Genomic DNA, 20,964 nt, shown 5'->3' on the forward strand with positions numbered 1-20,964 from the left:
GGCGGGCAAGGCGTATGACACGGGCATGATTCGCGTTACATCCCCCCTCCGCGGTGCCGCCGTTGCGGTGCTGCTCGCGGCCGCTGTTTCCTTCGCCGCCGATGCCAACCCCACGCAGGAACGGGCCGACCGTTTCCTTGCCCTCACCAACTCGACCTACCAGGCGCTGAGCAAGATCACGGGCAACGCCCAGTGGGACGCCCTCACCGACGTCTCGCCGCTGCATGACGCCGTGGCCGAGACCGCCGGCCAGGCTTACGCCGCTTTCAACGGCAACCCGGACCTAATCAACGAGGCCAAGGCCCTGCTCCTCCACCGCAGCGAGCTCAATGCCCTCACCATCCGCGAGCTCGAGCAGCTCCTGCTCAACGCCGCCGAGGGCCCGATGACCAACCCCAAGCTCGTCACCGACCGCATCGCCGCCGAGGTCGCGCAGGCCTCCACGCTCAACGGCTTCGAGTTCAAGCTCGACGGAAAGCCCGCCACGGTGAACGAAATCGACAACCTCCTCCAGTCGAACGACACCCCCCTCGACCGGCGCCTCGCGGTCTGGCTGGCGTCCAAGGAATCCGGCAAGGCCCTCAAGGAGGGCCTCATCAAGCTGCGCGGCCTGCGCAACGGCGTCGCGCAGGAGCTCGATTACCCCGACTATTTCGCGCTGCAGGTCGCCGGCTACGGCATGACGACCGACGAAATGGTGAAGATGAACGACGACTTCATGCGCGACCTGCGCCCGCTCTACCTGCAGCTCCACACCTGGGCGAAATACAAGCTCGCCGAGAAGTTCCACCAGCCCGTGCCGAACCGCATCCCGGCGCACTGGCTCAACAACCGCTGGGCGCAGGAATGGGATGGCATGGCCGAAGGTGCCGACCTCACGCCGTTCTTCAAGAACCGCTCGCCGGAGTGGATCGCACAGAGCGCCGAGAAATTCTACGTCGGCCTCGGCTTTCCCGCATTGCCAAAGTCGTTCTGGGAAAAGTCCGACCTCTACCCCGTGCCCGCCGGCGACAAGCGCAAGAAGAACACCCACGCCTCCGCGTGGCACGTCGACCTCATCAAGGACCTGCGCTCGCTGCAGAGCATCGAATCCAACCCGTGGTGGTTCATGACGGCGCACCATGAGTTCGGCCACATCTACTACTTCATGGGCTACACCCGCGACGAGGTCCCCATGCTGCTGCGCACCGGGGCCAACCCGGCCTTCCACGAGGGCTTCGGCGAACTGACCGCCCTGGCGGCCAGCATGGCGCCCTACCTGAAGTCGGTCGGCGTGCTGCCCACCGATTACAAGGTGGACCCGACCGCGTTCCTGCTCGCCAACGCCGTCAACTCCGGCGGCGTGCCGTTCATCTTCTGGTCCTCCGGCGTCATGACGCACTGGGAGGCCGACGTCTACGCCAAGAACCTGCCCGCCGGCGAATGGAACAAGCGCTGGTGGCAGTATGTGCGCGACTTTCAGGGCGTCGAACCCCCGAGCGAGCGCGGCGAGGAGTGGTGCGACGCGGCGACGAAGACACACATCAACGACACGCCCTGCTACTATTACAGCTACGCCATCGCGCAGGTCTTCAAATACCAGTTGAACGACTACATCGCCAAAAAGATCCTCCACCAGCCGCCGCAGGCCTGCAATTACGCCGGCAACAAGCAGGTCGGCGACTTCCTCCGCTCGATCATGGAGAAGGGCAAGACCGAGGACTGGCGCAAGATCCTCAAGGAGGCCACCGGCGAGGAGCTGAGCACGCGCGCCATGGTGGAATACTACGCCCCGCTGATGCAGTGGCTGCAGGAGCAGAACAAGGGCCGCAAGATCGGCTGGGAGTGAGTCTCCCCTGTAGGGTCGCCGCTTGCCGGCGGACCGTTCCCGGCCCGGCGACAAGCGCCGGCCCTACATCCAAGCCCCGCCTCAGCCTCGGGGCTCTTTTTTTGCCAACCCATGGGGCAACAACGGCGTTGCTTTCGGGCCGGCTTGGTTATCAGCTGTTTCCAGCCGGAATTGTCCGGGTCACCTCAAATAACATTCCGTCAGCTCTCCATATCTCCTTCGGGAGATGGGCCATGGAGAAAACCATCATCCTATGTCCGCATTGCGGACAGCGGCTCGCGCAGCTTTTGGGCGAGGTCGGTCAGCGCCGTCGGCTTGAAGCCCTCGGCGGGGCACAGGTGCGCACCGGCAAGAATGCCCTGGGCGAGGAGCTGGGCTGGATCAAGTGCCCGAAGTGCAAGACGGATAAATTCATCAATCCCGCCCACTGGTTCGGCGATCGCTGACCCGCCCTGATGTAGGAGCTTGCTGGCAAGCGATTCAGAATGATCGCGAGGAATCCGCCTTCATCGGATCGTCTGTAAACAGGCTCCTACGAAATCCGGACCCACGTTTCGGGTTTCTCTTTTTTCCGCCGCCTGCTTCACTCCGGCCGCATGTCGAAGGTTTACTTCTATTACTCGGCGATGAACGCCGGCAAATCGACCGTCCTCCTCCAATCGAGCTACAACTACCACGAGCGGGGGATGCGCACCCTCCTCTTCACCCCGGCGATCGACACCCGCGTCGGCCCCGGCAAGGTCAAGTCCCGCATCGGGCTTGAGGCCGAGGCCCTGGCCCTGCAGGCCGACGAGGACGTCTTCGCCCACGTGAAGGCCGCCCACGCCGCCCAGCCCGTCGCCTGTGTGCTGGTGGACGAGGCGCAATTCCTGACGCGCAAACAGGTCGAGCAGCTGACCGAGATCGCCGACCAGCTGCGGATCCCCGTGCTGTGCTACGGCCTGCGGACGGACTTCCAGGCCCAGCTTTTCCCCGGCAGCGCCGCACTGCTGGCGCTGGCCGACAACCTGATCGAACTGAAAACCATCTGCCATTGCGGCCGCAAGGCCACGATGAACCTCCGCGTCGGGCCCGACGGCCGCGGCGTGAAGGAAGGCGCGCAGGTCGAGATCGGCGGCAACGACCGCTATGTCGCGATGTGCCGCCGCCATTACAAGGAAGCCCTCGCCTGATGAAATGACTCTCTCTTTGTAGGAGCCTGCTTGCAGGCGATTCGAAACCCGCGCCAACGGACCACACCCTGATCGCCTGCAAGCAGGCTCCTACAAGATACCCCTCCCCGATGCCCTCCCTCCGTCGCGTTCTCCTCACTTTCACCCTCACCCTCACTTCCACCATGTCCGCCGCCAGCCAGCTCATCTTCCTCGGCACCTATACCCCCAAGGACGGCGCCAGCAAGGGCATCTACGCCGTGCGGCTCGACTCCGTCACCGGCGCCCTCAGCGAACCGGTCGTCGCGGCCGAGACGCCGAACCCGACCTTCCTCACCTGGCGCCCCGACCACCGCGTGCTCTACGCGCTTGGCGAGGGCCCCGGACCGGACGGCCAGACCAGCGCCGGGGTCGCGGCCTTCGCCTTTGACGGCACGACTCAAAAACTCGCGCTGCTGAACCGCCGCGGCGCGGGCGGCAGTGGTGGCACCACCATGCTCGCCACCGACGCCACCGGCAAAATGCTCGTCACCGTCAGCTACGGCGGCGGCTACCTTGCTTCGTTCCCGCTCGCGGCCGACGGCCGCCTCGGCGCGCGCACCTCGCTGATCGCCCACGCCGGTCCGCCGGGTCCGAACAAGGTCCGCCAGGACAAGCCGCACCCGCACTCCGTCACGATCTCGCCCGACAACCGCTTTGCCTTCATCGCCGACCTCGGGCTCGACCGGGTTTTCGCCTACCAGCTCGATCCCGCCACCGCGACCCTCACACCCCACGATCCGGCGTTCATCACGACTCCGCCCGGCACCGGCCCGCGTCACACGAAATTCTCCCGGGACGGGAGGTTCTTCTACATCCTGAACGAAATCGACGGCTCGATCAGCGTGTGCACCTACGATGCTGCGCGCGGCGCCGGCACGCCGATCCAGCACATCTCCACCCTGCCCGCCGGCTTCCAGGTCACCGACCCCGACCGCGCCGCCGAAATCCGGATCCATCCCAATGGCAGGTTCGTCTACGCGTCCAACCGCGGCCACGAGAGCATCGCGGTATTCGCTGTGCAGGCCGACGGCACGCTCAAGCTGGTCGAGATCACGCCGTGCGGCGGCAAGCATCCGCGCAACTTCGAACTCTCGCCTGACGGCCGGTGGCTCGTGTGCGCGAACATGAACAGCAACAATCTCGTCTCGTTCAAGGTGGATGCCGGCACGGGCCGGCTGACGTCCACCGGCAGCACCGTCACCGTGCCCCAGCCCGTCTGCGTGCTGTTCGCGCCCTGAATTGTAGGAGCCTGCTTGCAGGCGATCCAGGGCGTTATCCGCGACGTAGGATCCGAATCGCCTGCAAGCAGGCTCCTACAGGGCAGGGGAAAATCAGAACCGCGCGTTACCGTCCGGTCCCGGCCGGGGCGGACGCATCATCAGCACCAGGTAGTAGGCCCCGGCGGCGAGGCCGACGCACACCAGCAGGAACCAATCGCCGTGCTGGGTGTAGTAACTCTGCTTGCCCGTCCAGCGCACATCCCGCGTCACATCGAGGGTCTGCGCGCCGCGGAAATAGACGCTGCCGTCCTCATTCTGGAGGTTGGCGCGAATGTTGCCGTATTCGTCGATCCAGCCGCTCCAACCGCCGTTGCCGCAGCGGATGACCGGCCGGCGGGTCTCGATCGCCCGCAACACCGAGTGCGCCGCGTGCTGGTAGGCCGCCCCGCCCTCGCCGAACCAGCCGTTGTTGGTCAGCACGGCCAGCACCTCGGCCCCCGCCAGCGCACTCTCGCGCGCCAGCGCGGGGAAAATGTCCTCGTAGCAGATCAGCACGCCGACCGGCACGCGGCGCGAGCCGACGGGCAGCGACAAGGGGGTCGCATCCGTGCCGCGCTGGAAATCGCCGCCGATGGGCGCAAACTTCTCGATCCAGCCCAGCACGGGCCGCAGCGGGATGAACTCGCCGAACGGCACGAGCTTGCGCTTGGCATAGCCGGCCGGGTCGAGGCCCTTCACCGGGTCGATCACGAACGCACCGTTATACCAGGCCTCGTCAGGCTGGCCGGACCTCTGGGTGTAAACACTGCCCAGCAGCAGCGGTCTCTTGGTGCGCCTGGCCATCGACTCCAGCCACTCCCGCACGTTCGGGTCGCGATACAGCGCCCACGGGGTCACGGCCTCGGGCCAGATGATGACCTGCGGCGCACCGCGGCGGGCGGCGTCCAGCGTCACATTCTCGATCGTATGCAGCACCTCGGTGGCGCGGGCACCGTCCCATTTCTCGTTCTGCGGGATGTAGGGCTGCACCAGAGCGACGCGCGCCAGCAGGCGGCGCTGCTGGTTGAAAGTGTCGGCGAGGAAGGGGAACGAGCCGGCCATCAGCACGAGCAACGCGACGGAGAACTCCGGGGTGCGCTTCTTGAAGCCGGTTACGCCCTCGAAGAACGCCCGGTGCACGTAGGCCGCCGCGCCGAGGTTGAACACGATCAGGGTAAAGGAAGCCGCCCCGGAGCCGGCATAGGCCGCCACCTGCAGGATAAAGGGTCGCTGCCACTGGCTGGCCGCGAGCGGCAGCCACGGGAAACCGCCGAAAAGCTGGCTGCGAAACCACTCGAGCACGACCCACAGCCCCGCCAGCCCCAGCATCGCGCCGATGCGCACCAGCGCCCGGTGGCCCGCCAGTCGCGGGATGGTCCACCACACCGCGAGAAACCACGACCCCACCAACAGCCCGATGAAGGGCCCGAGCAGGAACAGCCCGACCCAGGTGACATTATGCAGCCAGCCGAGCAGGGCGGTCCACGCGACCGCCTGCGCGCCGAGGACGGTCCAGGCGAACATCCGGAACGACGGCCGGCGGTAGGCCCAGAGGACGGCCGGCAGCGCCAGCACGTAGGCGGCCTCCCCGGCGTCGACCGGCGGGAAGGCCACATAGGTCAGGAACACCGTGAAGCCGGACACCGCGAGGATCCACGCCAGGTGCGGCCGCCGCTGCCAGAGCGTCGGCTTGGGATCGTAGGGGTCGGGCTCTGCGCGGGTGTCAGCCATTTGTAGGAGCCTGTTTACAGGCGACCGTGGCGTCGCTTGCAAGCAAGCTCCAACAATAAGCGTCGATGCCTTGGTTGTAGGGCGGGATCACCGCATCCCGCCACGAACGTCCCGACGCCGGCGAAAAGGCGGGATACGGAGATCCCGCCCTACAGCTCAGAGCGCCGGCAGCAGCGGCGGCAGCTCGGCGAGGCGGTCAACCTTGCGGAAGCGCGGCTGGTTGGGCGGCACCTCCACCCCCAGTTCGTGCTGCCAGGTGATGTGATAGGGCACGTGCACGCCGGCGCCGCCGAGCTCCAGCACGGGCACGATGTCGGACTTGACCGAGTTGCCGACCATCACGAACTCCTCGATCGCCACGCCGTGCCGGCGCAGCACGCGGGCGTAGGCCGCGCCGTCCTTTTCACTCAGGATCTCGATGGCGGAGAAATGGGCCGCGAGGCCCGAGGCCGCGATCTTGCGCTCCTGGTGGTGCAGGTCGCCCTTGGTGATGAGCAGCAGCCGGTAGTCGCGCGCCAGCGCGGGCACGATTTCCGCTACGCTGGGCAGCAGCTCGACCGGGTGCGCGAGCATTTCCTGGCCGAGGGCGACGATCTCGCGGATCTCCGGCGCGCTGATGGCGCCCCGGGTCAGCTCGATGGCGGTCTCGACCGTGCTGAGCATGAAACCCTTCACCCCGTAGCCGTAGAGCGGCATGTTGCGGACCTCGGTCTCGAAAAGGACGCGGTCCACCTCGGCGGCCGGGTGGTATTTCGCCAGCAGGGCGCGGTAGCGCTGCTGGGCGCGGTCGAAGATGCTCTCGTTGTGCCAGAGCGTGTCGTCGGCATCGAAACCGATGATTTTGATCATTGGATTGGGTTGTAGGGCGGGGTCACCGCACCCCGCCTCGAAAATGATATGATGATCGCGTGAAGGCGGGATACGGAGATCCCGCCCTACAGCCTGCCAGCGTCAGCCGGCCCCGTGGCAGTTCTTGTATTTCTTGCCGGAGCCGCAGGGGCATGGGTCGTTGCGACCGACCTTCGGCGTCTCGCGGCGGATGGTGACCGACGGCAGCTTGATCTCCTCCGAAGGCTGGGCCTCCCGCGGCGAGGTCGCCGCGGCTCCATCGGGTTCGGCGGACTGCGTGGCGGCGGTCAGCGCGGTAGGCGCGGCGGCCGGGCCCTGCAGGCGGGCGGAACGCGAGAGGATGGCGAAGAGGTTCTCGAAGGCGTCGCGGTTGGTCGCCGAGCGGAAGAGGCTCGTGCAGATCTGCAGGCGGACGTTGTTCATCAGCTCCTCGAAGAAGCGGAAAGCCTCGCCCTTGTATTCGGAGAGCGGGTCCTTCTGGCCGTAGCTGCGCAGGCCGATGGAGCGGCGCAGCTCCTCCATCTCGGTCAGGTGCTCCTGCCAGTGGTGGTCGATGGCGTTGATGACGATGTAGCGCTCGAGACCGCCCAGCGCGGCCTGGTCCTCGACGGACTCCTTCAGCGCGTAGGCCTTCTTGATGCGGTCCACGACGTCCTTGAGCAGGGCCTCGAAGTCGCCCCGGGCGGCGAACTCCTCGACCTTGGCGCTGACGGGGAAATGGGCGTTGAGCCAGCCGACAAGGCTCTCGATGCTGGCGGCCTCGACGGCAAGCTTGCCGCCGAAACCGGCGGACTCGAGGCGGGTGGCGATCTCCTCCTCGACCATCTCGAAGATGATGTCCTTCGGGCGCTCGCTGTGCAGGGCGCCGTTGCGGATGCCGTAGATGACCTCGCGCTGCTTGTTGAGGACGTCGTCGTATTGGAGCAGGCGCTTGCGGATGGAGAAGTTCTGCTGCTCGACCTTCTTCTGGGCCGACTCGATGGAGCGGTTGAGCCACGGGTGCTCGAGCTCCTCGCCTTCGTTGAACGCGCCCTCCATGATGCGGGAGGCGATGTTGCCCTGCAGGAAGAGGCGCATGAGGTCGTCCTCGAGCGAAAGGAAGAACTTGGTCATGCCCGGGTCGCCCTGGCGGGAGCAGCGGCCGCGCAGCTGGCGGTCGATGCGGCGGGACTCGTGGCGCTCGGTGCCGACGACCAGCAGGCCGCCGAGCTCGCGGACGCCCTCGCCCAGCTTGATGTCGGTGCCGCGGCCGGCCATGTTGGTGGCGATGGTGACGGAGCCGCGGTGGCCGGCACGCGTGACGATCTCGGCCTCCTGCTGGTGGAACTTGGCGTTGAGGACGGTGTGGATGACGCCGGCGCGCTTCAGCATGCGGCTGAGCACCTCGGACTGCTCGACGGTCACGGTGCCGACCAGCACGGGCTGGCCGCGCTGCTGGGCCTCCTGGATCTGCTTCACGACGGCGCCGTATTTGTCGCGGCGGGTCTTGAAGATGGAGTCGTTCTTGTCGACGCGGATGCAGGGCTGGTTCGTCGGGATCTGCGTGACGGCGAGCCGGTAGATCTCGTGGAACTCGGTGGCCTCGGTCTCGGCGGTGCCGGTCATGCCCGCGAGCTTCTCATACATGCGGAAGTAATTCTGGATCGTGACCGTCGCGTAGGTGCGCGTCTCGCGCTCGATGGTGACGTTCTCCTTGGCCTCGACCGCCTGGTGCAGGCCGTCGGACCAGCGGCGGCCGGACATGATGCGGCCGGTGTTCTCGTCGACGATGACGACCTTGCCGTCCTGCACGACGTATTCGACGTCGCGCTCGTAGAGCGAATAGGCGCGAAGGAGCTGGGACAGGGCGTGGATGTCCTCGGACACGACCTCGTATTTCTGCTGGGCCTCGCGCTTGGCGGCCTCCTTCTCCTCGGGGGTCTTGGCGGTGTCCTTCTCGATATCGATGAAGGCGGTCGCGAGGTCGGGCAGCACAAAGGCGTCGGGATCGTCGGGGCGGAGGTGCTTGCGGCCCACCTCGGTGAGATCAGCCTGATGGTTCTTCTCGTCGATCACGAAGTGGAGTTCCTCCTTCCACTTGTAGAGCTCCTCCTTGTTGAAGTCGGAGTGCATCTCGACGTCGGTCTTGTCGAGGAGCTTGCGCCACTCCGGGTTTTCCTGGAGGCGGAGCAGCTGCTTGTTCTTCGGCATGCCCAGCTTGACCTGGAGCATCTTCATCGCGCCGGTCTGCTTGTCCTCGGCGGTGGCGTCCTTCTTCTCGAGCAGGTCGGAGGCCTCCTTGACGAGCCGGTTGATGAAGCGGAGCTGGGCGCTGACGAGCGCCTCGACGCCGGGCTTGAGGCGGGTGAAGGGCTGCTCGCGCTCGATCGGCGCCGGGCCGGAGATGATCAGCGGGGTGCGCGCCTCGTCGACGAGGATGGAATCGATCTCGTCGACGATGCAGTAGAAGTGGTCGCGCTGGACCTGGTCCTCCTTGCGCGTGGCCATGCCGTTGTCGCGGAGGTAGTCGAAGCCGAACTCGGAGGCGGTGCCGTAGGTGATGTCGCGGCGATACATCTCGCGGCGCTGCTCGGAATGCATGGACTGCTGGATGCAGCCGACGGAGAGGCCGAGGAAATTGTAGAGGTGGCCCATCCATTCGGAGTCGCGGCGGGCGAGGTAGTCGTTGACAGTGACGAGCTGGGCGTTCTTGCCGGTGAGGGCGTTGAGGTAGAGCGGCAGCGTGGCGACGAGGGTCTTGCCCTCGCCGGTCGCCATCTCGGCGATGCGGCCCTCGTGGAGGCAGATGCCGCCGATCAGCTGGACGTCGAAATGCACCATGTCCCACTTCAGCTGGTGATCGCACACCGTGACCTCGCGGCCGACGAGGCGGCGCGCGGCGTTTTTGACGGCGGCGAAGGCCTCGGGCAGGATCGAGTCGAGGGTCTCACCTTTTTGCACGCGGGCGCTGAATTCAACGGTCTTGGCGCGAAGCTGGTCGTCGGTGAGCGACTGGTAGGACTGCTCGAATTCGTTGATGCGCGCCACAATGGGGCGGCATTTCTCGACGTATTTGCGATGGTGCCGGCCGGCGAATTTCTGAAGGAAGAAGCTGAACATTGAAGGGGTGGAATGAAAACTACGCCCGGGGGCTTGGCAAATGGCAAAATTTGCCCCAGAATTCCCGCGCAAACCGCTGGGCCGCAAGGCGCCGCCGAAGAAAACTTCAGGGTTTGCATGCGGCCTGCTATCGGTAGGGTCTTCCTGCCCCATGGCCACCTCCCGTCCTGTCCTTGCCGCCGCCCTCCCCGAAGCCTTCCGGCAGTATGACACCGGGAAGTTCTTCGACGAGATGCTGGCGCCCGACGGCACGGTGCGGCCGCATTACCGGCATTTCCTGAAACACTTCGGTGCGGTCAGCCCGGTGGACTTCGAGGCCAAGCGCCGGGCGGTCGACCTGGCGTTCCTGCGGCAGGGCGTGACCTTCAACGTCTATGGCGACTCGCAGGGCGCCGAGCGGATCTTCCCGTTCGACCTCGTGCCGCGCATCATCCCCGCCGGCGAGTGGGAGAAGCTCGAGGCCGGCCTCGTGCAGCGCATCACCGCGCTCAACCTCTTCCTCCACGACATCTATCACGAGCAGCACATCCTCAACGACGGCACGATCCCGCCGCACTACGTGATGTCGGCGAAGCATTTCCGCCGCGAGTTTGTGAACGTCAAGGTGCCGGGCGACATCTACATCCACATCTGCGGCACCGACATCATCCGCGACGACCAGGGCAACTACCTCGTGCTCGAGGACAACGCCCGCTGCCCGTCCGGCGTCAGCTACGTGCTCGAGAACCGCCGCGCGCTGAAGCGCACGTTCCCCGAGATCTTCGAGGCCGGCGGCGTGCGCCCGGTCGAGAACTACGCGGCCGAGCTGCTCAAGGTCCTCAATTTCTCCGCGCCCGCCGGCGTGGCCGAGCCGACCGTCGTGCTGCTCACGCCCGGCGCCTACAACTCCGCCTACTTCGAGCACACCTACCTCGCCCGCCAGATGGGCATCGAGATCGTCGAGGGCCGCGACCTGCTCGTCCGCGACCAGCACGTCTACATGCGCACGACGAAGGGCCTCCAGCCGGTCCACGTCATCTACCGTCGCATCGACGACGACTTCCTCGACCCGACCGTCTTCCGCAAGGACTCCGCCCTCGGCGTGCCCGGCCTCGTCAACGCCTACCGCGCCGGCAACGTCGCCCTCGCCAACTCCATCGGCACCGGCGTGGCGGACGACAAGGTCATGTATTATTTTGTCCCGCGCATCATCAAATACTATCTCGATCAGGAGCCGCTCCTGCCGAACGTCGAGACCTACCTGGCCAGCGAGGAGAAGGACAAGCAATACATGGTCGAGAACCTCGACAAGCTGGTGGTCAAGGCCGCCAACGAGGCCGGCGGCTACGGCATGCTGATGGGGCCGCACGCCACCCAGGCCGAGCGCGACGAGTTCCGCACCCGCATCCTCGCCGATCCGCGCAATTACATCGGCCAGCCGATGATCTCGCTGTCGCGCCACCCGACGCATTGCGAGGGCGAGGGCTTCGCCGGCCGGCACATCGACCTGCGCCCGTTCATCCTTTACGGCGAGAAGACCACCATCATCCCCGGCGGCCTCACCCGCGTCGCCCTCCGCAAGGGCTCGCTCGTCGTCAACTCCTCCCAGGGCGGCGGCAGCAAGGAAACCTGGGTGCTCTACGGGAACCATTGAGCCGGATTTTTAAACCGCGCAGCACGCCAAGATACGCGAAGCCCATGAATCAGACATTGCAGTCCAGTTGTAGGAGCTTGCTTGCAAGCGACCAGCAACACCCACCAACGGATCATCCCCTGAATCGCTTGCAAGCAAGCTCCTACATTCGAGCCTCCGTCCTTCGCGTTCCTTCGCGTCCTTCGCGGTTCAACTCCTGATCGTCCATGCTCAGCCGCGTCGCAAATAGTTTATACTGGATGAGCCGTTACATCGAGCGCGCCGAGAGCATCGCGCGCTTGGTGGACGTGAACCTGCAGCTCCTGCTCGACTTCCGCAGCCTCGATGACGCCGGCCTCGACGCCCACTGGCTGCCGATCGTGCAGAGCTCGGGCGACGAGGAGCTTTTCCGCAAGCTGCATCCCCGCACCACCGGCCAGTCGGTGACCGAGTTCCTCGTCTTCGCGGCGGAGAATCCCAACTCCATCGTCTCCTCCGTCGGCCAGGCCCGCGAAAACGCCCGCATGGTCCGCGACCAGGTCACCGCCGAGCTCTGGGAGGAACTCAACCGCCTCTACCTCTTCCTGCACTCGCCGCGCGCGCGCGACCTCTGGCGGGAGAATCCCTCCGATTTTTTCCTCACGGTCCGCAACGGCTCGCTGCTCATCCAGGGCCTGACCGACGCCACCGTCGTGCGCAACGAGGGCTGGTCCTTCAACCTGGCCGGCCGCTACCTCGAGCGCGCCGACAAGACCTCCCGCATCCTCGATGTCCGCCACGCCTCCCTGCCCGCCAAGGGCCTGCCGACCGCCGCCCCGAGCCAGGCCGACGCCCTCGGCTGGTCGGCCGTGCTCCGCTCCTGCAGCGCGTGGGACGCCTACAAGGCCCTGCACGGCGCCGAGGTGCAGCCGGCGCTGGTCGCCGAGTTCCTGCTCCTCTCCGACGAGTTTCCCCGCTCCGTCCGCTTCTGCGTCCGCCGGCTCGACGGCGCGCTGCGCCGCATCTCCGGCGTGGCCGAGGGCCGCTTCTGCAACGACGCCGAGAAACTCGCCGGCCGCCTCCTCGCCGAGCTGCAGTTCAGCACGGCCGATGATATTTTTGACATCGGCCTCCACACCTACATCGATGTGGCCCAGGCGAAGCTGAACGCCATCGGCGACGCCCTCTTCCAAGCCTACATTTTCCAACCCTTCCAGACCCCCGAGGAACACGAGCTCCGCCAGCAGGAGGAGCAACAGCAACAGTGACCCGTCCGTATGTCCCCCCGTTTCCATCATGTCTCATGTAGGAGCCTGCTTGCAGGCGATTCGACCCGCCCGTCTGTGACGCACATCCTGATCGCCTGCAAGCAGGCTCCTACACTTGATTCAGCGGCCATCGCATGAAACTCCACATCTTCCACCGCACCCGCTTCAAGTATGCAGCGAGTGTGCGGGAAAGCTTCAACGAGGCCCGCCTGCAGCCCGTCACCACCGACGGCCAGACCTGCCACAGCTTCCTCCTCAAGGTCCTGCCGACCTCGAAGCTGTCGCACTACCTCGATTTCTACCTGAACTACGTGCACCTGTTCGAGATCACGCAGGCGCACACCGAGCTGACCGTCGAGGCCAACTCGACCGTGACGACGCCCGACGTGCCGGGCCTGGCCGCGGCCGCCACCCCCTCGCCGCTGGACCAGATCGGCGCGTGCACGCGGCTGGACCGTTGCTATGATTTCCTCCAGTCTAGCACCTACGTCGACGTCGGCGCCGAGCTGTGGCGGCTGGCCCTCGACGCCACCGACGGCCAGACGGACGCCTGGCAGGCCGCGCAAGCCATCATGCGCTACATCCACCGCGAATTCCGCTACCAGCCGGCGTCGACCCACGTGCACACCCACATGCGCGAGGTGCTGAAGGCGCGCGCCGGCGTCTGCCAGGATTTCGCCCACGTCATGCTCGGGCTCTGCCGGGCCCTGAAGATGCCCGCCCGCTACGTCAGCGGTTACCTCTACAACGGCCCCGCCGACCAGTTGAAGGGCGCGCAGGCCAGCCACGCCTGGGTCGAGGTCTACGTCCCCGGCCACGGCTGGTGGGGGCTCGACCCGACGAACAACCGGCAGCCCGACGGGCATTACGTGAAGGTCGCGGTCGGCCGCGACTACGCCGACGTCTCCCCGCTCAAGGGCACCTACCGCGGCACGGCCAAGCGGCAGTTGACGGTCGAGGTGCTCGTCACGCGGCTGGAGGAGCTCGAGCCGGTCCAGGCCGCGGCGCCCGGCGCGCTGCACCGCGGCGGGTAATTCTGTAGCGGCGCTCTATGAGCGCCGGACAGCGGTCATAGACCGCCGCTACAGTTCACTCTGGCGTCTTCACCGAATATTTCGCCCAGTCCTTGACGAGGGCGTGCACGACCGGGCTGCCGACACGGTAGGCGGCCTCCAGCGAGGGAACCATGCCGGCGTATTCCGCCACCATGCTCTCGGCGGCGGTCTGGCCGGCGGGCGGCATGGAGAAATTGCTGCCGGTGCGCAGGAAGAGCACGCGCTGGAAATCGACCTTCTTCAGCGCCGCCAGCCGCGTGAGGGCGTTGGCGATGCCATGGTCCTCCATGTTGGACATCGCGCATATGCCCTCCCCCTTCGTGTAGAGTTTCGTCCAGTTGTCGGCCCACTGCTGCATCCGCGCCCCGTGCCAGTAGCGGCAGGAAGCGAAGCTGTCGCCGATGAAGACCTTCGGCGGCGCCAGCGCCGCCGGAAAGCCGACGTAGAGGGCGCGGTGCGCCTTGGCCGCCGCATCGTCGTAGAGCTCGACGTCCTTGGTCAGGTTGAAGGCCCAGTCGACCAGCGCCAGGTTGAGCGTCCACGCCATCGGCTTCGGCGCCCAGTCGGGAATGACGGGTGGCGTCAGCGGCGTCTTGTTGCCGAGCGCCATGATGCCGTAGGGCCAGTCCTTCGGGGCCTCGCCGGTGTCGATCTCGTAGGCTATGTCGCCGTCGATCACGTGTTTCGCCCAGGCGGCGCTGCCCTCGGTGGCGACATGCGGGCTGACGCCGGCGATGCCGTTGACGAGCCAGTAGGTCTGCGAAAGGTCGAAGCGCGGGTCGAGGCCCAGCGCCATGATCTGCAGGCCGCAACGCACGGTGGTGCCGGAAACAACGCCATAGACGCCCTGGTCGTTGAAGCGCACCGGGTGGTCGAGGCCCGGCACGGTGAGCGTGCCGGTGAGTTTTTCGCGCTCGACCCAGTATTGGAATTCGCCGGGCTTGTCGCCCGTGTCCGCGCCAATCTCGAAGGTCGCGACGACGATCACCTTCGGGCGGATCAGTTCGGCCGCGGACAGCGCGGTGGCAGTCAGGGCGAGGAGAAGCAGACAGCGGGAGAGCATGTGCATGTCCAGCAACCGCCATGCCATGCACACTGCTGTAAGAGGGGCTTTACGCCCCGATGAGGCAGGCGTCGCGTTCGGATCGGGGCGTAAAGCCCCTCCTACAGTTTCGGACAGCTCTTTCACACCTTCGTCTTGAAGTAGGCGATGGTCTTCTTGAGACCCTCGGCAAGCGGGACCTTCGGCTCCCACTTGAGGTATTTCTTGGCCAAGGTGATGTCGGGGCGGCGCTGCTTCGGGTCGTCGGCGGGCAACGGCTTGTGAACGATCTTCGACTTGCTCTTGGTGAGCTTGAGCACGTTTTCCGCGAGCTCGAGCATCGTGAACTCGCCCGGGTTGCCGAGGTTGATGGGCCCGACCATCTCGGTCTGGTCCATCAGGCGCACGAAACCCTCGAGCAGGTCGTCGACGTAACAGAACGAGCGGGTCTGCTGGCCGTCGCCGTAGACGGTGATGGCTTCGCCCTTGAGCGCCTGCACGATGAAGTTCGAGACCACGCGGCCGTCGTTCGGGTGCATGCGCGGGCCGTAGGTGTTGAAGATGCGGACGATGCGGATATCGACCTTGTTCTCGCGGTGATAGTCGAAGAAAAGCGTCTCCGCGACGCGCTTGCCCTCGTCGTAGCACGAGCGGCGGCCGATGGGGTTGACGTTGCCCCAGTAACTCTCGGGCTGCGGGTGGACGGCGGGGTCGCCGTAGACCTCGGAGGTGCTCGCCTGGAAGACGCGGGCCTTGACGCGCTTGGCCAGGCCGAGGCAGTTGATCGCGCCCATCACCGATGTCTTGATGGTCTTGATGGGGTTGTATTGGTAGTGCGGCGGCGAGGCCGGGCAGGCGAGGTTGTAGATCTGGTCGACCTCATACTTGAACGGGTCGATCACGTCGTGGCGCACGAACTCGAACTTCGGGTGGTGGAGCAGGTGCGCGATGTTGTCCTTGCTGCCGGTGAACAGGTTGTCGAGGCACACGACCTCGTGGCCCGCGGCGAGGAGCTTGTCGCAAAGATGACTGCCGAGGAAACCAGCACCGCCTGTCACAAGGATTCTCATGGGAAAAGTGTCGCGGAGCTAATAGCAGGTTGGGCGGCGATTCAATCAACATTCCTCCCTCCCCCGGCAGCATTTTTCCGCCACCCGGCGCGTCGGGGATTGCGTCCCCCGGGGCGCGCTGCCTGCCTGAAGCCCATCATGGACAGCTTGGATCCCAAGATGCTGATCTACGGCGTCGCGTGCCTGGGCTTCTTCGCCACCTGGCTCCTGGGCCGGCAGGTCGAGACCTTGGAGAACGCCTTCGACAGCCTCCCCGCCGCTTTGGTGGCCTTCGGCGCTTTGCTCATGTCGCCGTTTTTCTTTTACTATGCCTGGCAACAGGTCGGGGCCAAGGCGCGCCTGGTCCAGGAGCATCTGCCGGTGTGCGAAGCGTTGGGCCATGCCGTCGGCGCCCAAGGGGGTCGCCCGCCCCGCGGCATCTGGCGTTTCGAGGCGCGGGACGATGTGAAAAACATCCTCGCCTACTACGAAGCCGTCACGACCACCGCCGGCTGGAAGGTCGAACGGAAGAAAAACGGCGTGCTCCTCACCAAGGCGGGCGACTCCGCGGCCATCTGGTGGGAACCTGCCGGGGACGGGCAGCAGATCGTCATCCAGAAGCCGGCTCCACCGGTGCGCTGATCGCCGTCAGCCGGCAAACCCGGCGGCAGGATCGGCCCGTTCGCCGGCCTCGTAGCGCTCGATCCAGGCGCGGTGCCTCGGACCGTAATTACTTGCCTCGAAACAGGCCGCAATCATCCTGACAGCCATGAGGATCGGGGCTGAGGCATTGAAGAATGCTCAAATGAAAGTGCGATCGATCATCTATGGAATCGGGGTGTCTCTGCTCATCGTCGGAACGGCCCAGGCCGCTGAATACAGCAATCCTGAGCTCAAATTTGCGCTCACGCTGCCGGCCGGATGGAAACTGTCGCCCGACCAGTTTAAAGATGATCTGAGTGCCAAACACACTGACCTGCTTTTTGATGGCCCGGTAGAAAAAACCAAAAAAGGCGACAGGGATTTCTATGCATCAGTCAAGGTGCTTCCCGCGTCCGTTAGCTTGCAGCATCTAAGCGATAAAGAATCGGGCTACATCATCAACGAAGATGCGTCGCGCACGAAAATCGCCAAAAGTGCGCTCATCCAGCACCGGGGCTTTCCGGCGCGAACACTGGAAGGACCGGCGACACCCGACGGCGATCCAGGTTATTATTATGCGCTCGCGATCAAACCTGCGGCGAATGCCGGCATCATTCTTCTGGTCGTGACTGTCGATCTGGAGACCTTGAAGGGTGCGGGCACCCGTCCGCAGATTGATCAGCTACTCGCCAGCTTCAGGCCATTGTAGGCTCGCCGGCCTCGTAGCGCCCGATCCAGGCGCGGTGCCACGGGCCGTAGTCGCCGGCCGCGATGTGCGCCCGGGCCTGGGCCACGAGGTCGAGGTAGAAATGGACGTTATGCAGCGAGATCAGCGTGCTGGAGAGAATCTCGCCCGCCATCGTGAGGTGCCGCAGGTAGGCGCGGGAGAAGTTGCGGCAGGTGTAATTGTCGAGACCCTCGACCAGCGGCTTGGGGTCGGTGCGGTAGCGCTCGTTGCGGAGGTTGATGAGCCCGTCCGGAGTGAACGCGGCGCCGTTGCGCGCCACGCGCGTCGGGTGCACGCAGTCGAACATGTCCACGCCCAGCGCGATCATCTTCAGGATCTGCGGCGGCGTGCCGAGGCCCATCGTGTAGCGCGGCTTGTTCGCGGGCAGGAAGGGCGTCGTCGCCGCCACCTGCTTGATCATCTCCGGCTCGGGTTCACCCACGCTCACGCCGCCGACGGCATAGCCCGGGAAGTCCAGCGCGGCGAGCGACTCGGCCGCCTCGCGGCGCAGGTCGTCGAAGGTCGAGCCCTGCGCGATGGCAAACACATGGTGGCCCGCGCCGAGGAAGCCGTTGTCGGTCGCGATCTGCTGGCACTGCTGTGCCCAGCGCAGGCTGCGGTCGACGGCGCGGCGGCACTCCTCCTTGGTGCACGGCCAGGGCGGGCATTCGTCGATGACCATCGCGATATCCGAGCCGAGATTGGCCTGGATCGTCATGACCTCGCGCGGACCGAGGAAAACCTTGGCACCGTCGAGGTGCGACGCGAACGCGATGCCGTCCTCGCGGATGTCGCGCAGCTTCGCGAGGCTGAACGCCTGGAACCCGCCGCTGTCGGTCAGGATCGGGCCATCCCAGCCCATGAACTTGTGCAGGCCGCCGAGCTCGCGGATGAGTTCCGATCCGGGACGGAGGTTGAGGTGGTAGGTGTTGCCGAGGATGATCTGCGCACCGGTCTCCTTGATCTGGGCCGGCGTCAGCGCCTTGACCGTGCCCTGCGTGCCGACCGGCATGAAGATGGGCGTCTCAATGACGCCGTGCAGAGTCTGCAACCGGCCGCGCCGGGCCGCGGTCGCGGAGTCGGTCTGCAAGAGCTGAAAGGGGCCTGACATGCGGGCAAATTCACGAACGTCCCGGCAAAGGCAAACGGTTTCAGGCCGGCGACCAAGGGCGGATTCCCCCACCCACGGGCCACCCCGCCAGCTGCTCGCGCAGACCAGCCCAGGCGGGTCCTTGGAATCCCGGCCGTTGGAGGAGGGCGCGCAGCGGTTCGATGACAAAGGGACGTTCGAACATCCGGGGATGCGGGAGCTGCAATCCGGGATCCTGTCGCGTTTCCCCGGCATAGAGCAGCAGGTCGAGGTCGATGCGGCGCGGCCCCCAGCGGACGATCCGCTTGCGCCCGAGCTCCAGCTCGATGGCCAGCAGTTCCTGCAACAAGGCCTCGGGTGTGAGGGTGGTTTCCACACCCGCCACGAGGTTCAGAAAGAGGGGCTGCTCCAGCACGCCGACCGGGTCGGACTCATATACCGGCGACAATTCCACGCCGACGATCCCCGCGGTCGCCTGCAGCCGCCCGAGCGCAGCGCCGATGGTGCCCCAGCGATCGCCGAGGTTGGCCCCGATGCCGATAAAAGCCTGCGCCGGCTGCATGGGCTTATCGCCTGGATTTGCCCCGGGCGCGCCGGATCCGGACCTGCACGCCGCCAAACTCAAAATCGACCGGCGGACTCGGCTTGAGCAGTTCGATGACCACCGCCTGCGCGGCCGGAAACGCCGCCAGCAGGCGCCGGGCGATGTCCTCGGCCAGAGCCTCGATCAGCTTGCGATGCGCCCCCTCCACGACTTCGCGCACCACGGCCTGCACCGCACAATAGTCGATGGTGTCAGCCAGCGAGTCGCTGCGGCCGGCCCGGGCGACGGAGACCTCCAGTTCCACCGTCACGCGAAACTCCTGCCGGCGGCGGCGCTCGACCGGCAGCACGCCGTGGCAGGCGCGAAAGGTCATGTCGGTCAGGACGAGTTTGTCGGCAGGCTTCATGGGAGGAAATTCAGGCCCTGTTTCAGGGCGTCGGCCATGCGCACATAGCGGCGCATGGCGGCCACGTCGTGCACGCGCACCATCTGGCAGCCCTGCTGGATGCCCCAGACCAGCGTGGCGCCGGTGCCGTCGAGGCGATCGTCCACCGGCGCATCGAGCACCCGGCCGATGGTGGACTTGCGGGACGTGCCGAGCAGCACCGGGTGGCCAAGCGCGACGATTCTGCCGAGGTCGCGCACGACCGCCAGGTTTTGCGCCACGTCCTTGGCAAACCCAAAGCCCGGATCGAGCCAGATCTGGTGCCGCGGAATCCCCGCCGCCGCCGCCAGCGTCAGGCTCAGCTGAAGATCGCGGAGCAGATCGGGCCAGAAATCGCGGTAGTCCGGCTTGAACCGGTTATGCATCACGATGACCGGACAACCCAGCGCCGCCACCGCCCTGGCCATCGGCGTCGGCGCAGGCGGCCCGAACTTCCCCCGGCTGTCGCCCCCAGCTGCGCGTTCCGCCTCCGACAGACTGTGCGTCAGTCCCCAGACATCGTTGACGATGTCCGCGCCGGCCCGAACGGCGGCGGTCGCGACCTCGGCCTTGTAAGTGTCGATGGAGAGCGGGATGTCGGGCCATTGCTGTCGCACGCTTTCAATCGCGGGCAGAACCCGGTCCAGTTCCATGGCGGCGGACACCGCAGCCGCTCCGGGTCGGGTGGACTCGCCCCCGATATCGAGCACATCCGCCCCTTCGGCGATCATCCGCCCCGCCCGCTCCACCACCGCCTCCGGCGTGGGCAGCTGGTTGCCATCAGAAAAGGAATCGGGGGTGACGTTGAGGATTCCCATGACGAGCGTGCGACCACCCGGTGCGGGCAGGCTCCGCCCGTGCGGGCTCTGCCAGAATTCGGAAGTATGAGTGGAAGAGTTCAACATGCCGGGGGCTTACAGTTACAGCCGACCTGTGACTGGCAAGTCCCGGAACTTGACCCGGCTGCCAGTATGGGGATAGTGCAGCTTCGTGCTGCTGGTCATCGACAACTACGATTCCTTTACCTTCAACCTGGTTCAATACTTCGGCCAGCTGGGCGTGAGCATGCGGGTATTCCGTAATGACGAGATCACCCCGGCCGAGGCGCTGAAGCTGAACCCCGAACGTGTGCTCATTTCGCCGGGTCCCTGCACCCCCTCCGATGCTGGTGTAAGTATCGACATCATAAAGACTTTCGCCGGCAAGAAGCCTGTCTTGGGCGTCTGCCTCGGCCACCAGGCCATGGGCCAGCATTTCGGCGGCAAGGTCATCCGCGCCCCGCGCCAGATGCACGGCAAGCTCTCGCCAATCAAGCACCGCAACACCGACATCTTCGCCGGCCTCCCCTCGCCCTTCACGGCCACCCGCTACCATTCGCTGCTGGTCGAGCGCTCGAGTTTCCCGGACTGCCTTGAAATCACGGCCGAGACCGCCGAGGGCGAGATCATGGGCCTCCGGCACAAACAATTCCCGGTCTTCGGGGTCCAGTTCCATCCCGAATCCATCGCCACCGAAGGCGGCATGAGCATCCTCCAAAATTTTCTATCCCTGAATTAGTCACCACGAAACACCC

At 65.7% G+C, this 20,964-nt stretch carries 20 protein-coding genes; 10 read left to right on the forward strand and 10 right to left on the reverse strand.

All coding sequences use genetic code 11. The features are described 5' to 3' along the window. Nucleotides 1-25 precede the first annotated feature (25 nt). The 4 genes from BLU29_RS03855 to BLU29_RS03870 all read left to right on the forward strand — a co-directional run bounded on the left by BLU29_RS03855 (nucleotide 26) and on the right by BLU29_RS03870 (nucleotide 4,259). A complete protein-coding gene (locus BLU29_RS03855) occupies nucleotides 26-1,828 on the forward strand; it encodes a M2 family metallopeptidase (RefSeq protein WP_091055289.1) in 1,803 nt (600 codons plus the stop codon). A gap of 233 nt (nucleotides 1,829-2,061) precedes the next feature. Next, nucleotides 2,062-2,274 (forward strand): hypothetical protein, encoded by a 213-nt coding sequence (locus BLU29_RS03860; protein WP_091055291.1) that lies wholly within the window; start codon nucleotides 2,062-2,064, stop codon nucleotides 2,272-2,274. Nucleotides 2,275-2,424: 150 nt separating this feature from the next. Next, the gene (locus tag BLU29_RS03865; RefSeq protein ID WP_091055292.1) at nucleotides 2,425-3,000 is read left to right on the forward strand and encodes a thymidine kinase; all 576 of its coding nucleotides are present in this window, start codon (nucleotides 2,425-2,427) and stop codon (nucleotides 2,998-3,000) included. A gap of 110 nt (nucleotides 3,001-3,110) precedes the next feature. Further along, nucleotides 3,111-4,259 (forward strand): lactonase family protein, encoded by a 1,149-nt coding sequence (locus BLU29_RS03870; RefSeq protein WP_091055294.1) that lies wholly within the window; start codon nucleotides 3,111-3,113, stop codon nucleotides 4,257-4,259. 93 nt (nucleotides 4,260-4,352) lie between these two features. On the opposite strand, the gene lnt is transcribed toward BLU29_RS03870, so the two are convergent. The 3 genes from lnt to secA all read right to left on the reverse strand — a co-directional run bounded on the left by lnt (nucleotide 4,353) and on the right by secA (nucleotide 9,959). Then, nucleotides 4,353-6,011: an apolipoprotein N-acyltransferase gene (gene lnt, locus BLU29_RS03875; RefSeq protein ID WP_091055296.1), complete on the reverse strand. Its 1,659-nt coding sequence runs from the start codon at nucleotides 6,009-6,011 to the stop codon at nucleotides 4,353-4,355. 156 nt (nucleotides 6,012-6,167) lie between these two features. After that, nucleotides 6,168-6,860, reverse strand: a complete 693-nt coding sequence (locus BLU29_RS03880) for an HAD family hydrolase (protein ID WP_091055298.1) — start codon at nucleotides 6,858-6,860, stop codon at nucleotides 6,168-6,170. 102 nt (nucleotides 6,861-6,962) lie between these two features. Next, nucleotides 6,963-9,959 carry a preprotein translocase subunit SecA gene (gene secA, locus BLU29_RS03885; RefSeq protein WP_091055300.1) on the reverse strand — a complete coding sequence of 999 codons (2,997 nt, stop codon included), beginning with the start codon at nucleotides 9,957-9,959 and terminating at the stop codon, nucleotides 6,963-6,965. 232 nt (nucleotides 9,960-10,191) lie between these two features. On the opposite strand from secA, the gene BLU29_RS03890 reads away from it, so the two are divergent. The 3 genes from BLU29_RS03890 to BLU29_RS03900 all read left to right on the forward strand — a co-directional run bounded on the left by BLU29_RS03890 (nucleotide 10,192) and on the right by BLU29_RS03900 (nucleotide 13,852). Then, entirely contained in the window at nucleotides 10,192-11,592 is a 1,401-nt protein-coding gene (locus BLU29_RS03890; RefSeq protein ID WP_343125158.1) for a circularly permuted type 2 ATP-grasp protein, read from the forward strand. A gap of 206 nt (nucleotides 11,593-11,798) precedes the next feature. Next, nucleotides 11,799-12,818 (forward strand): alpha-E domain-containing protein, encoded by a 1,020-nt coding sequence (locus tag BLU29_RS03895; RefSeq protein ID WP_091055303.1) that lies wholly within the window; start codon nucleotides 11,799-11,801, stop codon nucleotides 12,816-12,818. Nucleotides 12,819-12,952: 134 nt separating this feature from the next. Next, nucleotides 12,953-13,852 (forward strand): transglutaminase family protein, encoded by a 900-nt coding sequence (locus tag BLU29_RS03900; RefSeq protein ID WP_091055304.1) that lies wholly within the window; start codon nucleotides 12,953-12,955, stop codon nucleotides 13,850-13,852. Between the two features lie 55 nt (nucleotides 13,853-13,907). Here BLU29_RS03900 and BLU29_RS03905 read toward each other — a convergent pair whose 3' ends face one another. Beyond that, nucleotides 13,908-14,936, reverse strand: coding sequence for a purine nucleoside permease (locus BLU29_RS03905; RefSeq protein ID WP_157693610.1), 1,029 nt, complete (start codon nucleotides 14,934-14,936; stop codon nucleotides 13,908-13,910). Between the two features lie 122 nt (nucleotides 14,937-15,058). Beyond that, nucleotides 15,059-15,985 carry a UDP-glucuronic acid decarboxylase family protein gene (locus BLU29_RS03910; protein ID WP_091055307.1) on the reverse strand — a complete coding sequence of 309 codons (927 nt, stop codon included), beginning with the start codon at nucleotides 15,983-15,985 and terminating at the stop codon, nucleotides 15,059-15,061. A 138-nt stretch (nucleotides 15,986-16,123) separates the two neighbouring features. Between BLU29_RS03910 and BLU29_RS03915 the strand changes: the two genes are divergently transcribed. Next, nucleotides 16,124-16,606, forward strand: a complete 483-nt coding sequence (locus BLU29_RS03915; RefSeq protein ID WP_091055309.1) for a hypothetical protein — start codon at nucleotides 16,124-16,126, stop codon at nucleotides 16,604-16,606. Between the two features lie 6 nt (nucleotides 16,607-16,612). Here the strand turns inward: BLU29_RS03915 and BLU29_RS18670 are convergent, their stop codons facing one another. Further along, the gene (locus BLU29_RS18670) at nucleotides 16,613-16,735 is read right to left on the reverse strand and encodes a hypothetical protein (protein WP_255401157.1); all 123 of its coding nucleotides are present in this window, start codon (nucleotides 16,733-16,735) and stop codon (nucleotides 16,613-16,615) included. Between the two features lie 34 nt (nucleotides 16,736-16,769). On the opposite strand from BLU29_RS18670, the gene BLU29_RS03920 reads away from it, so the two are divergent. Beyond that, nucleotides 16,770-17,315 (forward strand): hypothetical protein, encoded by a 546-nt coding sequence (locus BLU29_RS03920; protein ID WP_157693611.1) that lies wholly within the window; start codon nucleotides 16,770-16,772, stop codon nucleotides 17,313-17,315. Here the strand turns inward: BLU29_RS03920 and tgt are convergent. The 4 genes from tgt to BLU29_RS03940 are packed head-to-tail and all read right to left on the reverse strand — an operon-like array spanning nucleotide 17,302 to nucleotide 20,296. Then, nucleotides 17,302-18,444, reverse strand: coding sequence for a tRNA guanosine(34) transglycosylase Tgt (tgt, locus tag BLU29_RS03925; protein WP_091055311.1), 1,143 nt, complete (start codon nucleotides 18,442-18,444; stop codon nucleotides 17,302-17,304). The genes BLU29_RS03920 and tgt overlap by 14 nt on opposite strands. A gap of 40 nt (nucleotides 18,445-18,484) precedes the next feature. Further along, nucleotides 18,485-18,985, reverse strand: a complete 501-nt coding sequence (gene folK, locus BLU29_RS03930) for a 2-amino-4-hydroxy-6-hydroxymethyldihydropteridine diphosphokinase (protein ID WP_091055312.1) — start codon at nucleotides 18,983-18,985, stop codon at nucleotides 18,485-18,487. A 4-nt stretch (nucleotides 18,986-18,989) separates the two neighbouring features. Beyond that, the gene (gene folB / locus BLU29_RS03935; RefSeq protein WP_091055314.1) at nucleotides 18,990-19,373 is read right to left on the reverse strand and encodes a dihydroneopterin aldolase; all 384 of its coding nucleotides are present in this window, start codon (nucleotides 19,371-19,373) and stop codon (nucleotides 18,990-18,992) included. Beyond that, the gene (locus BLU29_RS03940) at nucleotides 19,370-20,296 is read right to left on the reverse strand and encodes a dihydropteroate synthase (RefSeq protein ID WP_091055315.1); all 927 of its coding nucleotides are present in this window, start codon (nucleotides 20,294-20,296) and stop codon (nucleotides 19,370-19,372) included. Before BLU29_RS03940 ends, folB begins: the two co-directional genes overlap by 4 nt. 85 nt (nucleotides 20,297-20,381) lie before the next feature. Here BLU29_RS03940 and BLU29_RS03945 point away from each other — a divergent pair, with 85 nt between their 5' ends. Continuing rightward, nucleotides 20,382-20,948, forward strand: a complete 567-nt coding sequence (locus tag BLU29_RS03945; protein ID WP_091055317.1) for an aminodeoxychorismate/anthranilate synthase component II — start codon at nucleotides 20,382-20,384, stop codon at nucleotides 20,946-20,948. Nucleotides 20,949-20,964: the final 16 nt, after the last annotated feature.

The organism is Opitutus sp. GAS368 (assembly GCF_900104925.1).
In the GTDB taxonomy this organism is placed as follows: Bacteria; Verrucomicrobiota; Verrucomicrobiia; order Opitutales; family Opitutaceae; genus Lacunisphaera.